Origin of the sequence: Wolbachia endosymbiont of Phyllotreta cruciferae (assembly GCF_918697765.1) — a bacterium.
Taxonomy (GTDB): Bacteria; Pseudomonadota; Alphaproteobacteria; order Rickettsiales; family Anaplasmataceae; genus Wolbachia; species Wolbachia pipientis.
Genome location: NZ_OU953855.1, coordinates 1,201,510 through 1,214,675 on the forward strand (window position 1 = coordinate 1,201,510; position 13,166 = coordinate 1,214,675).

At 33.0% G+C, this 13,166-nt stretch carries 10 protein-coding genes and 4 pseudogenes; 7 read left to right on the forward strand and 7 right to left on the reverse strand.

Features of this window, described 5'->3' with window-relative positions; translation table 11 throughout:
• The first annotated feature begins 25 nt into the window (after window positions 1–25).
• Complete coding sequence (locus tag NL281_RS05505) at window positions 26–181, forward strand: hypothetical protein (RefSeq protein WP_253303103.1); 156 nt, start codon at window positions 26–28, stop codon at window positions 179–181.
• Between the two features lie 181 nt (window positions 182–362).
• On the opposite strand, the pseudogene NL281_RS05510 reads toward NL281_RS05505, so the two are convergent.
• The 3 genes and pseudogenes from NL281_RS05510 to NL281_RS05520 form a co-directional block, all read right to left on the reverse strand.
• Window positions 363–731: pseudogene (locus tag NL281_RS05510) on the reverse strand (Rpn family recombination-promoting nuclease/putative transposase); the annotation flags it as partial.
• 95 nt (window positions 732–826) lie between these two features.
• Complete coding sequence (gene ltrA, locus NL281_RS05515; RefSeq protein WP_253302976.1) at window positions 827–2,614, reverse strand: group II intron reverse transcriptase/maturase; 1,788 nt, start codon at window positions 2,612–2,614, stop codon at window positions 827–829.
• Window positions 2,615–3,040: 426 nt separating this feature from the next.
• Window positions 3,041–3,589: pseudogene (locus tag NL281_RS05520) on the reverse strand (Rpn family recombination-promoting nuclease/putative transposase); the annotation flags it as partial.
• A 113-nt stretch (window positions 3,590–3,702) separates the two neighbouring features.
• Between NL281_RS05520 and wmk (NL281_RS05525) the strand changes: the two are divergent.
• The 6 genes and pseudogenes from wmk (NL281_RS05525) (at window position 3,703) to NL281_RS05550 (ending at window position 10,042) form a co-directional block, all read left to right on the forward strand.
• A pseudogene (gene wmk / locus NL281_RS05525) lies at window positions 3,703–4,603 on the forward strand (WO male-killing family protein Wmk).
• 170 nt (window positions 4,604–4,773) lie between these two features.
• Window positions 4,774–5,430, forward strand: a complete 657-nt coding sequence (locus NL281_RS05530) for a JAB domain-containing protein (RefSeq protein WP_253303105.1) — start codon at window positions 4,774–4,776, stop codon at window positions 5,428–5,430.
• A gap of 99 nt (window positions 5,431–5,529) precedes the next feature.
• Window positions 5,530–6,721 (forward strand): annotated as a pseudogene (locus tag NL281_RS05535) (hypothetical protein).
• A gap of 87 nt (window positions 6,722–6,808) precedes the next feature.
• The gene (gene wmk, locus NL281_RS05540; protein ID WP_253303106.1) at window positions 6,809–7,711 is read left to right on the forward strand and encodes a WO male-killing family protein Wmk; all 903 of its coding nucleotides are present in this window, start codon (window positions 6,809–6,811) and stop codon (window positions 7,709–7,711) included.
• Window positions 7,712–7,736: 25 nt separating this feature from the next.
• Window positions 7,737–8,654 (forward strand): WO male-killing family protein Wmk, encoded by a 918-nt coding sequence (wmk, locus tag NL281_RS05545; protein WP_253303107.1) that lies wholly within the window; start codon window positions 7,737–7,739, stop codon window positions 8,652–8,654.
• A gap of 488 nt (window positions 8,655–9,142) precedes the next feature.
• Window positions 9,143–10,042, forward strand: a complete 900-nt coding sequence (locus NL281_RS05550; protein ID WP_253303108.1) for a DMT family transporter — start codon at window positions 9,143–9,145, stop codon at window positions 10,040–10,042.
• Between the two features lie 420 nt (window positions 10,043–10,462).
• Here NL281_RS05550 and NL281_RS05555 read toward each other — a convergent pair whose 3' ends face one another.
• From NL281_RS05555 to NL281_RS05570, 4 genes are read right to left on the reverse strand one after another with little or no spacing between them, the layout of a single operon-like run.
• On the reverse strand, window positions 10,463–11,383 hold the full coding sequence (locus NL281_RS05555) for a patatin-like phospholipase family protein (RefSeq protein ID WP_253303109.1): 921 nt from the start codon (window positions 11,381–11,383) through the stop codon (window positions 10,463–10,465).
• A 21-nt stretch (window positions 11,384–11,404) separates the two neighbouring features.
• Window positions 11,405–11,632: a hypothetical protein gene (locus tag NL281_RS05560; RefSeq protein WP_253303110.1), complete on the reverse strand. Its 228-nt coding sequence runs from the start codon at window positions 11,630–11,632 to the stop codon at window positions 11,405–11,407.
• 53 nt (window positions 11,633–11,685) lie between these two features.
• Window positions 11,686–12,177, reverse strand: a complete 492-nt coding sequence (locus NL281_RS05565; RefSeq protein WP_253303111.1) for an ankyrin repeat domain-containing protein — start codon at window positions 12,175–12,177, stop codon at window positions 11,686–11,688.
• Window positions 12,178–12,214: 37 nt separating this feature from the next.
• On the reverse strand, window positions 12,215–13,165 hold the full coding sequence (locus NL281_RS05570) for a phage late control D family protein (RefSeq protein ID WP_253303112.1): 951 nt from the start codon (window positions 13,163–13,165) through the stop codon (window positions 12,215–12,217).
• Window position 13,166: the final 1 nt, after the last annotated feature.

Genomic DNA, 13,166 nt, shown 5'->3' on the forward strand with positions numbered 1-13,166 from the left:
AAAATATGAGAGATGGAGGTATAATATGCAAAATAGGGGAAAGTTTACAATAGGATTTAAAGTAAAGGTAGTCAAAATAATTAGGGAAACCAGTAGCAAGTTTGATGGTCTTAATAATAAAATGGATGAAGTAGACGTTACAGGTAATAATGCTAAGTGGTTAATGTGTTTTCCATATTGAACTTACAGTACGTAGCTTTGATATAGAAGTTTGGGTAACGTTATGATAGTAATTTATATAATTCTATGTGCAATCTTTATAGCTGTTTTAGACAGTTCATTAGACTCTTAATTAAGGGGTATGTCTGACTTAGGAAAGATTTTCATAAATGTTGAAAAGTAAAGTGAATAAGTTGTAGTATTTATGTTTTTTCCTTGAGTTGTAAAATTTCAGAATGAGAGAGACCGGTAATTTGAGCTATAACATCAATAGAGACACCGGCCTTGAGTGAATTTTTTGCAACTTCAATTTTACCTTCAACTTTACCTTTTTGATGGCCGATTTGGATGCCTTCTTGTCTACCTTCTTGTCTACCTTCATGTTTAGCATCATCAAGTTTTTGTTCTAAGATAGCAGCTTCTTTCTGTAAATCCATGACCCTTTCTTCATAAGCTACAAGATCTTTCTCATTCCAATGAAACTTATCTAACTCATCATATGCTAGCTTTATTATTGGTGATTTTTCTGCTATTTTTCTTAAATCTTCATCGGTCGTTTCTTCTGCATATTGTTGTCTAAGTGAAGAAGGTCGCCCTTCCTCACTCGACTGCAAAACCGTACGTGAGACTTTGCGCCTCATACGGCTTCTCTCTAATTTGGTGCTTTTCATGCACACCTCCTGTGTAATTCATCGTGACAATGTCCATGTAACAAAGATAAGTTTGTGATCATATTGTTTCGTCTATTCCGGTCTTTGTGATGTATTTCTATTGTATCATCACTTTTAAACCATAGTCTACAATTATCGCATTTACTTTGTTGCAACCTCAATAATTTTATTACTCCTAGTGGCTTATCTGGTATTTTTCTCAGACGTTTACCCCAATATACCCAATCACCATCATATGGGGATCTGGTTTTTTGCACTTTGATATGTCGTTTAATAACATGATCGCTGTGTATAGTAAGACGTACCTTGTTACTTGTCATAAAGCGCCAGTTTTCGTTATTATACTTCTTAAAGTACTTTCTTTTTATCCAGCATCTCCCTTTGTTTGGGTGCCTAAAAACTGCCCACTTCCAGAGTTTTCTATGCATAATATTATCCAATGAGCTAAAGATTTTACATGAAACTACCGAGGAGTAATATTGACTCCATCCTCTGTTTATTGGATTGAGATCCTTTATCACACGTTCTTGTGGTGCTCCACGCATTTCTCTGAGTTTATGTTTAATAGCTAGTGTATGCTGTTTTATAGAATTACGACTTGGTTTGATTAATAACTTGTAACCTTTCTTACTTTCTTTTATTGGATATTGTCTTATTGAAAATCCAAGAAAATCAAATCCTGGTTTTGTTTCGTCAATGGTTCTTAATGTATGAGAAACTCTTGTTTTAGAGGGCTTTAATTTTAGTCCAATGGTTTCTAACCATTCTTCAACTAAAATTTTTGCTTTAAGAATAATCTCTTCGTTTTCATGTATGATGACAAAATCATCACAGTAGAAAATTACACTAATAGACTTTTGCGCGTTTCTATGCGATATCCTACCATATTTTCTTTTCATGCATTGAAAGAGTTCGTTTGTTAATGCTTTTTTGACATGTTGCTCTAATCCGTGTAATGCAACACAAGCTAGCAACGGTGAGATCGTCCCTCCTTGAATTGTACCACGTTTTGTGGATTGAAGCTTTCCATCTTCCATAACACCAGCTCCTAACCATCCTTTTATGATTTTCTTTAATGTTGGTGTGGTATTGAGCTTTTCAAGCAATTTATTATGGTTAATATTGTCAAAGCATCCAGAAATATCAGCATCTAATACATATGCTGTTTTCTGTTTTAGCACATCAAATATGGCTTCAATTGCATCATGACATGATCTACCAGGTCTAAAACCATAAGTGTTTGGCTCAAGTTTTGCCTCCCATTCTGGTTCTAAAGCCATTTTTACAAGTGTTTGTTTTGCTCGACACGATATAGTGGGTATACCAAGTGGGCGATGCTCCGATGGCTTACCAGATTTTGGAATCCAGACACGTCTTGATGGCTTTGCTTTTTCTTTTATATCTAAAGAATATGATAGTTGTAATCTTTCTTTTTGATTAAGGTTAGCTTTTCCATCAATACCTGCAGTCTTCTTCCCCCTATTGTCCTGTGTTACTTTCTTAACAGCGAGTGTTTTTGCACTTGTTGATTTGAGTAATAATCTCTGAAGATTATGCATCTTTTTGATATCATTACATTTAGAAGCTTGGTAAATTCGTTTTTGTAGCTTAAATGAAGATTTCTTTAGCTTGCGCCAAGGAATTCCATTCCATTCATACCTAACTTTTTGCTGGTCCATAACATATTCACTACTATTCACCACTTTACCTTCCAAATTAAAGTGTTTACGTCTGCATATCCCAGATATTACTTTGGGCATTAGCTTCTTAAACAATCCTTCCACATAGTAGCTTGTGGCTGGCTACTTACTTATATTTTAATGAATATAAGAGCTTCTATGTGGTTACTCTGTTCCATGGCTTCGTTTCACGTTAAACTTAGATTCCTACTATTTGCCGGAAGCTTGGAACATCAATAACTAAAGTCTTCAATCTTTAGTTCCCTTTTTGCTTCGTACCATTTTGGTCTATGCGTAGTTCAATCTCTTTTCGCATATTATGCTTTGACGACAATTCAAACATAGGTTTCTCTCGTAATCATATCTAACTCTGTTTGCAGGGATTCACCACGAGATTTAGTGTTACCTGCTTTTATCTCATGCTTGCATCCCAGAGGTTGCCACTCTTTGAAATGTGAGATATACATTATCCCTGATGTCTGGGAAGATGGAATTTAACCACCACAAAACCATGACCTTCCAGGTCGCACTGAAGAAAAATAGCCAACGATCTACTACATTTTCTAGCTGCTCTTCTCTACTCTTAGGAAACTTTGGTAACTCAATGAAAATAAATTGAAAATCTTTTAAGTCATGCTCGTTAGTTTTTTCATCTCTTATGGTATGGCTAGATATATAATCAAGCTTATCAGGAAATAAATTACAGTTAGAAATAGCAATAAAGAAAACCTTCTTTAAATCAATGTACTTACCACCTTTATCAGCCTGCCTTGAGTAAGCCTTAGCAGCATAAAGTTGAGCACGTTTTTCAAAGCCTTTATCACGAGCAAGCTGCATTTCCGCAATATACCTATTTCCGAGAGAATCCTTACAGAGGACATCAACGATGCTTTGTTTATCAGAAGCAATTTCAGGATTCATAATAGTGCTAAGGAACTCAACATCTTGAATAGTATTGACTCCAGTAAAGCCTAAGATGTCATTCAAAAAGTGAATAAGGATATTCTTATTTTTTTCAGTACCAAAAATTTTCTTAAATGTTAAATCAAGCTTAGGATCTAAAAATTTTGAAAGAGCCATGAGAAAGTAAGATAAAAAGCATTAATTATTATACACAATTGTGAAGAAATATTCAACTAAAATGCAAACATTTTGTATATCTTTATTTGGTAGTATTAATTTGTATAATGTTTATGGCAAATATCTCGATAAAGTACAAAATAGCACAAAAAGTAAGGAGCTGGAGGTTAAAGCGAGGTTATACTCAAAAAGATTTAGCGGGAAAAATTGGCGTAACGTATCAAATAGTACTACAATATGAAAAAGGAACACGTAAAATTTCGATTGAAAAGTTGTATGCTATAGCAGAGATATTGTCGATTGGTATTATAGACCTAATTCCTGTATCAAATGAAAAAATCTGTTTTGAAGATGAGGGAGAGGAAATTAGTAAGAAAATATAAAACGATTAATGATCAAGAGTTGCGCAAGGTGTTTTACTTGCTAGCAAAATTTACCCGAGTTGGTGAGAAAAGTAGTAAAAAAACAGAGAGAATAAAAATTGCAAAAGGTCTGGTTAAAGCAGGAGTTTCTGTTGATATTGTTGTAAAAACAATTGGTCTCTCTGCTGATGAATGTGTTGAAGAAAAAATAGGTTCTATCTACTACAAAATAGGGAAAAAGATAAAGGAATGGAGGGCAGTACGGGAATATACTCAGAAGGATTTAGCAGAGAAAATGGTTACAACACGTGACGAAATAAGCAACTATGAGCAAGGGCGTGTGGCTATTCCACTGGAAAAATTGTATGCAATAGCGGAAACATTATCGATTAATATTACAGATCTACTAATAGAAGAAGATGAAGGTAGTAAAGTGGTACCTGATTTGATTAAAGAATACAAAGAAATTGAGAGCCAAGAACTACGTAATGTACTCATAAAATCTATGTTTAAAAGCATACAAATTTGTGAGGAGAAAATTAGAGAAGAAGAAAGAATCAAAATTGCAAAAGATTTAGTAAAAGAAGGAATTTCTACCGATATTATTTTGCAAATAACAGGCCTCTCTTTAGGCGAAATTCAACAAGTTTAAAATAAAAAATCATTATATATTAATATCTTCACCTATTAATGAAAAAATAAGTAAAAAAGATTGAAAAATTGATTTGACTTCACTCGAAAGCTATGGCTCTATGCCAATGCTGATAAAAAAACAGCAGTAAATATTTAAAAAAAGTTTGTTGTTAGTGAAGGGTAAATTATATGAATAAAAGTAAAGAAGAAATCGAATTCAGAATATTAGAAAGCAAAGGCAAAGCACTACTTGATCGTGAAATAATGGAAACGTTTTTAAGTGCAGTACATGAAAGACCACAAGCTCAAGAAATTGCTAAAAATCTGGTGAACACTTATACGGGAGTAGGAAGGATTTTAGGTCGAGAAATGGATGACCTGAAAGTCATAGAAGGAGTAACTGATTCTTCAATAGCAATGATTATGTGCGTTAAGGAAACGCTAGAAAGGGTACTTAGAGAAAAGCTCAAGAGTGAGCCAATAATGGACTTAAAAGGGCTAGTAGAATATTTAAACGTAAGTATAGGCCACTCAGAAAGGGAATGTGTAAAAATACTGTACTTGAATAACAGGCGCCAGCTAATCGGAGAAGAACTCTATATTGGTGAAATGGAAAAAGCACCAGTATACATAAAGGAAATTACAAGAAAAGCATTAATAAAAAATGCAACATTAATAATAATGTCACATAACCATCCTGGAGGGAGTTTAGAACCATCAGAAGAAGATCAAGAAGTAACGAAGAGCTTAGCAGCAGCATGTAGTACTGTAAGCGTAAAATTGTTTGACCATATTATCATCACAAGTGGAGGCTATTTCAGCTTTCGAGAAAACGGATTGTTATAGCAGAAAGTATTTGCAAATCTACTCACTATAATTTATAATGAGTAGTAGAATGTATAATAACTATACACTTAGAAAGTATATTTAATAGCGGAGGCTAATATGGGTAATAAAATAATTGTACCTTTTGATGATAAGAAAGGAGGTACTTATCAATTAAACGTTGATCTTATCAAAAGGTGAGATGTTAAATGCTATTGTAGGAATTGGTCGTACTAGCCAGCAGCCTACTTTTGTAAGCAAAATTAATAAGGCTAAAAAGTCTCAAGAAATAGCACCTTTCCCTGGTAGAGAAGTTCGCGAAAACAAAATCAACTATGGGAAAGGACTTGACTACATATATGGCACAAAACCTTTAAATGATCAAGCAGAAGATTTAAATCCATTTACTTCAGCTTTGCAAAAAATAAAGCCAAGTATAAGCGAAAGCGAAAAGTTGAGCTGGTTTAAGAGTGCTGTGGTAAGAGCAAAAACTCCAAAAGAGATGAACAGAGTTATAGATGAAGTAATAGGTGATGGAACAAGGCTAAATGCATGTAATAATGGGGAATGGAGTTTCGCAGAATATGTGATACTGGGCACACATTTTCATAAATTTGATAAGGTTGATCGTAAAAAGGTAATACGTAAATTAATGCTAAGCGGTGCAGAGTTTCATGATACTCTACTACAGAATAAATTGATAGGTGAAATCTATGATGAGCTACAACCAGAAGTTCAACCACAGATAGATAAGCAACTAGAAGAACTAGAAAAAGCTGGAGAAAGTGCTGTGCAAGAAGGAGAATTAATAGATGTTGAGATAGATAATACAACATCGTATGTAGAATTTTCCGAAGATAGCAAAATAGAAGTAGCCAAAATACTGAGAGATTTAGGAAGTAATATTTTAAAAATAGGGAATGATGCAGTTGAAGTTAAAAGTGAGAAGGGAGGTATAAGAAACTATACTGATATATCAGATGGCAGCTCTATCATGTTAGAATTTCCCACAAGCATTGGTAAGCTAAATATTATATTGTACCACGATGTAAAAAAATATGATCAAGTACAAGTCAGAGTAGAAAACAAGGAAATGTGGGCTGAACTACAACAAAGAGGGGAAGAATTTGGAAAAAATTGCCTTTTTGCTGGAGTAAAACTTAAAGAAGCAGTAGAAAAGGGAAGTTTTATGAGATGTGGCATATGGAATAGCAAGCAGCTTATGAAGGAGGTTGATAGCCCAGGTGAAAAGCTGTCTTCATGGGTAGATAAAGTACGTGAAAAAAGTAAAGAAACTTGTAGGAAGCTTTAATTATGGCTAACTTTGAGGTTCCAGAGTTTACTGGAGCCTTAACAAAATTGAGCTATAGTAGAAAATATTATATGTAAGGTTCTTTGCGTGGAAAAAAGTCTAGACTATAAAGTAGGGAAAAAAGTAAAAAATTGGAGGTTAGAGCGAGGGTATACTCAAAAGGATTTAGCGGAGAAAATTGGTGTAAAGTACTGGGTAATACTGCAATATGAGAAAGGGAACCGTAGAATTTCAATTGAAAGGTTGTATGCTATAACTGAGGCACTATCAATCAGTATTACGGATCTTATTCCTGTATCAAAAAGCTGTCTTGAAGATGAGGGAGAAGAAATATTAAATCTAGTAAGAGAATATAAAAAGATTAACGATCAGGAGTTACGTAGAATGTTTTGTTTGCTAACCAAATTTGTTCAAGTCAGTGAAAAAAGTAGTAGAAAATCGGAAAAAATAAAAATTGCAAAGGGTCTGGTTAAAGCAGGAATTTCTGTTGATGTTGTTGCAAAAACAATCGGTCTCTCTGCTGATGAATGTGTTGAAGAAAAAGTTGGTTCTATATACTGCCAAATAGGAAAAAAGATAAAAGAATGGAGGCTAGTGAGAGAGTATACTCAAAAGGACTTAGCAGAGAGAATGAGTACAACACGTGACGAAATAAGCAACTATGAACAAGGACGTGTGGCTATTCCACTGGAAAAATTGTATGCAATAGCGGAAACATTATCGATTAATATTACAGATCTACTAATAGAAGAAGATGAAGGTAGTAGAGTAGAAAATGAGCTACCTGATTTGATTAAAGAATACAAAGAAATTGAGAGCCAAGAACTACGTAATGCACTAATAAAATCTTTGTTTGAAGGCATACGGATTTGTGAAGAAAAAGTGAGGAAAGCGGAAAGAATCAAAGTTGCAAGAGATCTAGTAAAAGGGGGAATTTCTATTGATATTATTTTGCAAATAGTTGGTTTATCCGCTGACCAATTTGCATAAAAGTTTATTTTTTTAATTGAGGTATATGTTTGTTTCTGTAAGTGGCGTTAGTTTTATAAACTACAAAATAGGGCAAAGAGTAGAAAATTGCAGGTTAATGCAAGGGTATAATCAAGTAGAACTAGCAAGTAAAATCGGGGTAGCATATCAAAAAGTAAACAATTATGAAAATGGCTATAGCGCTATTCCAGTTGAAGTATTATATACGATAGCAAAAGAACTATCGGTTAGTGCTATAGATCTGCTACCTGAACTAGTAGTAGTAAGAGAGTATAAAGATGAAGACGAAGAAATATTCTATTTAACAAAAATATACGAGAATCAAAAGTTAGGCAAAATAGTACCTTCATTAGTCAGGTTTGTTCATATTAGCGAAAAAATTAATCAAGAAGAGGCGAGGTTGGAAATAGCAAAAAATCTAGTAAAAGAAGGAGTTTCAGTTGACATAATTTCCCAAGCAACCGGCTTATCTATTTACGAGTATGATAATACAGAGAAAGAAGTCTGCACTGATTCTATATACTACAGAGTAGGGCAAAGAATAAGAGAATGGAGATTGATAAAAAGGTATACTCAAAAAGATTTAGCAAACAAAGTTGGTTTAACACTCAAGGAAATACACGAGTATGAAATAGGATACACTGCCATATCATTTGATAAATTATATCAAATAGCAGAAGGATTATCAGTGAATATTAAAGTTCTGCTACCTAAAACAAATGAAGATAGTGAACTACTTAATTTACTAAGAAAAACTAAAGAGCAAGAATTAGTGAAGAAATTTTTATCTAGGGATATGAAGAATAGCAAAGAGAAAGTTAAAAAAACAGAAAAGATCAAGGTTGCGAAAAATCTAGTGAAGGCGGGTGTTTCTACTGATGTTATTTTGCGAGCAAGTGGCCTCACTGCTGATGAGTTGAGTGATTGTCCAAAAATGAATTGACTTGAGTTCTGGATTAAAAACAGGGATATTCAGAGATATTATATTAAGATGTAAGCAAAAATAGTTATATAGTTAATATATCTATTCTAAACCCTTATTTAGCTGACTCAACTGAAGCATTTTCATAAAATTTTGCTGCTAATTTGCGTTGTTTGATAAACTTCAAATTTAATGCTTTTAAAATTGATGCTGAAAACACATATTGCTAATGCTAGTAGAGAAGCTAGTTGGCACAGCCGTCAGTACTCCCGATTACTTTTCCTGACAATGTGATAGTATTCGCAAGTATTATCATATATTACAAAAAAATCAGTTAGCATTTCTGTTTATTAAAATTATGCAATAAAGCTGCATTTTATATAACACTTCTCAAATTATTTCTACTAAATATTTATGAATATGGTTAAACAGTAGATAGAAGAAACCTTTTCTAGTATTGATCTTTTGTACAGTAAAGTTATCTCATAAAATATTAAATTTGGAGTTTTATGGATCACAGACTAAGAGCTTATTTGCTTGGAGTTACCTGGTTTATACTCAGTTTACTTAGTAGTGTAGTTAATGATACTATATCAAAGTGTCTCGGTTTACACCTTCAAAGTTTTGAGATAATCTTTTTCCGTTTTTTATTTAGCACTATTACTCTTATACCTTTTATATTTTACTATGGAATAGGAGTTTGTAAAACAAGTCGAATATCTATTCAAATAACTAGAGGTGCATTGTTGTTTTGTGGAATGACCTTATGGACCTATGGGTTGACTATTTGCCCAATAGTAACTGCAACAATTATAGGTTTCTCAATACCATTATTTGTTATGCTTCTTGCAATTCCTTTTCTGGAAGAAAATATAATTTGGCAAAGATGGGTAGTAGCTGTCATTGGTTTTATTGGTATTGCTATTACTACTAAAGCTTATAGTGAGGATTTTAATCCTAAAATTCTTATTTTTATTGTATCCGCATTAATCTTTGCTACACTAGATGTACTTAATAAGAAGTTTGTAATGAAGGAGTCAATAATAAGTATATTATTTTACTCAGCTCTAACAACAACAATTTTTTCCACTCCATCTTTGTTATTTTATTGGCATATGCCTTCCTTGTTGGAATTAATATTACTGCTGATTTTAGGAATAAGTTCAAACCTAATTCTGTTCTTCATGTTAAAAGCTTTTGCTCTTACTGATGCCACTGCACTTGCACCGTATAGATACATAGAGCTAATAATTTCTGCAATAGTAGCATACGTTATATTTAATGAATTACCTGATAAAAGTGCTTTATATGGTACTTTGATATTAATACCATCAACCTTATTTATAGCTTATTCGGAAGGTAAGGCAATTAAGAAAAATAGTGTAATACTTTTGGGTAGTAACAAATAAAGATATAAGAAGGTAATTTTAATTATCCGTTTAAAGTTTTGAACTATCGCTATCATATAAACTTGAATTTGAAATTTTTGAATATTTCAGAAATGTCCAAAAAAGCATACGGGTTAAGTTAAAAGAATAAACCCAATATAGCAACCATTTTAAGTAGGTATCTTATTTATTTTTTTGAGAAGTTTTGATCTGAAATGAGATAATTTTTTTTAAATAGTCTATAAATTACTAATTTTATCATTTAATATCTAAAATAATTTTTACCGTTTCTCTTTTTTTTATGCCACTTCTTAACTTAACGAGTATGGCAAATATCAGTAAATCATTTTTTCTAAGTAGTGTTTTTGGCTTAGCTTTTTAAAACATTTTTTTGGAGAAGAGATATCCCTTGTTACAGAACTTTTTTGGCATTTCTACGTATCAAGATAAAATATCACAGAATTTATCGACTACTTTTTGGTTACCTTCTATCATTGCATTTGCCTCTTGCTGAAGAGATTTGATATTTTTTGATGTAATATTATCCATGTCAGGTGATGCTATTTTTAATTGCGATTGTATTCGTATATATTTATCACCTATTACTTGATCAAGTTGGTAGTTTACTGCATCTAAACTTGAAGCAAACATCACATTTAACAAAGGTTTTATCCAGCCTATTTTTCCAAATCTCTTTGAATTGGCATACTCTATGCTTCTGTCTGTTCTTCCAGTACCTATCGATAACAGTACAATATCATCATTTGGAAATAACCTCTTACCACTTGCATATGCACAAGCCGCTGGATTATTGGCAAAAACCCCTCCATCCACTAATACCATTTCCTTTTGGTTAATTTTAAGATATTTCGGTGCAAAGTAAGTAGGTGCTGCAGTTGTAGCTCGTAATGCATCTTTCAATTTGATAAAATTTCTATCTTCTCTCCAGCTCTTAAAAAAGAAAGGACGGTTGTTATGAATATCGTAACTCGTAATCAACACATTACTTAAAGTATTTTTAAGGATATCATCGCCAAAATATTTATCCAGTACAAATTCAATATTTTTATGTGGGTATTGTGCACAATTAAACCAAGATAATATTGATCGCCTAAAGAATGAAGACTTAAAAATATATGGTCCATATTCCCGATAGAACTCGACTAAATCATTAGCAGAATATTGAGGTTTATCTTTTTTACATAATCCAGCAATAACAATTCCACCGGTTGAGGTCCCTGCAATAAGATCAAAGATTTCAGCTATAGGCCTTCTTGCTCTCTTCTCTATTTCTGCTAATATTATCGCTGGTATTATGCCTCTTATGCCTCCGCCGTCAACGGATAAAATGTATTTAATCAATTGTAAATTTAGGTAAAGATATTAAGATTTAATTTTTCCGCTTAAAACCTGCAATTTAAACTCATCTAATTCTTCAGAGAGATTTTTTACCCTTTCCTCAAGTACAAGAACCTTCTCCATTAAACCATATTCAATAAGTTTATCGTGAAATTGTACCCTTGAGTCTAGCTTGGATAACCACCATATGAATGCTACTGTTTGTATTAATAACGTGATAATTACTGTAATTGGGATTTTTTGATTTTTCATAATTTGTGTTATTGAAAATTTGTACTGCGTGTTGTGAGAAAATAACTATAATTTTATTGCTCTGACTTATATTGCTTTTCCGCCTGATCAAGCAGGTCTATAATTTCTCTGTAAGGTTTATCTCTATAATAAAATGATCTTTTAAATGCTCTAGCTCTTGGAGTTTGTTCTTTCCAACCTCTAATATAAGGGTTGGCTCCTCTCTTCAACAAAAGTTTTACAACTTCTAATTGACCACCGTCAGCAGCACCAAGTAGTGCTAAGCTAATATTTATATCTACTCCTTCATCTAATAGAAATGTAACAATTTCTAAGCATCCTTTCTCTGAAACATAATATAATGCCTTTTCACTAATACTTGAATCACTTCTACTTTTTTTTACTAATGATTTCACAGTTTCTAAGTCACAGTTCTTAGCTGCTACTTCTAACATTTTCTGATACTCCTCAGCAGCCTTGGGTTTTTGATAGTAATACGTAATAACAACACATACTATGACCACTATAAACCACAATGTAGCTTGTTTCTTGCTCATGTTCGGCATTTTTTTTGCATTAAATCAACAATGTACTTATTTTCTCTTAAACATAATTACTCAAAGAAGCTGATAATGTAGTACGATATCCTGAGCTATTTAAAATATGTTCTGCTCTATCAATTACCCATTCACCATCTATATCCTGATTGAACCCTACAAGATTAAGTTTTGCCTCTGCACATAACTCTGGATTACCTGGTATTGTCATCTCTAGATTCTCATTGTTACGCTGTAGTTGTTTAAATCTGGCATTTGCAGAGCTTAAAGCTGATTCTGCATTTGAGTAAACTGTTTGTATAGCGTAACTTGGTTCACCGCTACCTACTCTTTCCGATATAGTCTCTCCCTTTTCATAGTTATGCCATTTCGCTACTACTGAATTGTATTTATCACGTACAGTAAAATGCACTTTCCAATTAATTGTATCTTGAGGTCTAATAGTTGTCGTTCCTAAAGCTTTTCCCGTTGCTGACTTTGCTGCACCTTTTGGAATAAACAATATATACCCTCCTGCCAGTTTTGCCATGGCTTCGCGCTCTATAGCTATTCTAGTCAACAAACTTATATCGCTCTCTTCAGTTTGGTCAATATGTAGTATTAATATGTCTTTAAATTCCTCAGCAACTTTGTATCCATATCCATGTTTATTTGCTATTTCCTTGACTAAATTACCTAACGTAATCTGGTGCCATTCTCTGGATACTTTTTCCTTTAGCGATATCATCAAATTTGTTGCATGAGCTTTGATTATTAAGGTTTTTGGTGGACTTTGTACTGTAATTTCATTGACTCTATATATACCTATGGGTAGTACCTCTGTTTCTCTATATCCCAAAGCAATCTTTAGCTCTTTTGGAACTTTTATGTTATCATCCCTGTAATCGACACATATTTCAGCTATATCTTCTATAGTCCCTGATTCATCAGTAACATGCATTGACACCAAGCGGTCTTTTGCTAATTCATACCCTTCAATGATAAACTCTGGTTGCATC

Bases quoted from the DNA above. Each gene is read 5' to 3' on its own strand.
- NL281_RS05570 (WP_253303112.1), bottom strand. From the start codon at position 13,165: ATGCAACCAGAGTTTATCATTGAAGGGTATGAATTAGCAAAAGACCGC.
- NL281_RS05565 (WP_253303111.1), bottom strand. From the start codon at position 12,177: ATGCCGAACATGAGCAAGAAACAAGCTACATTGTGGTTTATAGTGGTC.
- NL281_RS05550 (WP_253303108.1), top strand. From the start codon at position 9,143: ATGGATCACAGACTAAGAGCTTATTTGCTTGGAGTTACCTGGTTTATA.
- wmk (WP_253303107.1), top strand. From the start codon at position 7,737: ATGTTTGTTTCTGTAAGTGGCGTTAGTTTTATAAACTACAAAATAGGG.
- NL281_RS05560 (WP_253303110.1), bottom strand. From the start codon at position 11,632: ATGAAAAATCAAAAAATCCCAATTACAGTAATTATCACGTTATTAATA.
- NL281_RS05505 (WP_253303103.1), top strand. From the start codon at position 26: ATGCAAAATAGGGGAAAGTTTACAATAGGATTTAAAGTAAAGGTAGTC.
- NL281_RS05530 (WP_253303105.1), top strand. From the start codon at position 4,774: ATGAATAAAAGTAAAGAAGAAATCGAATTCAGAATATTAGAAAGCAAA.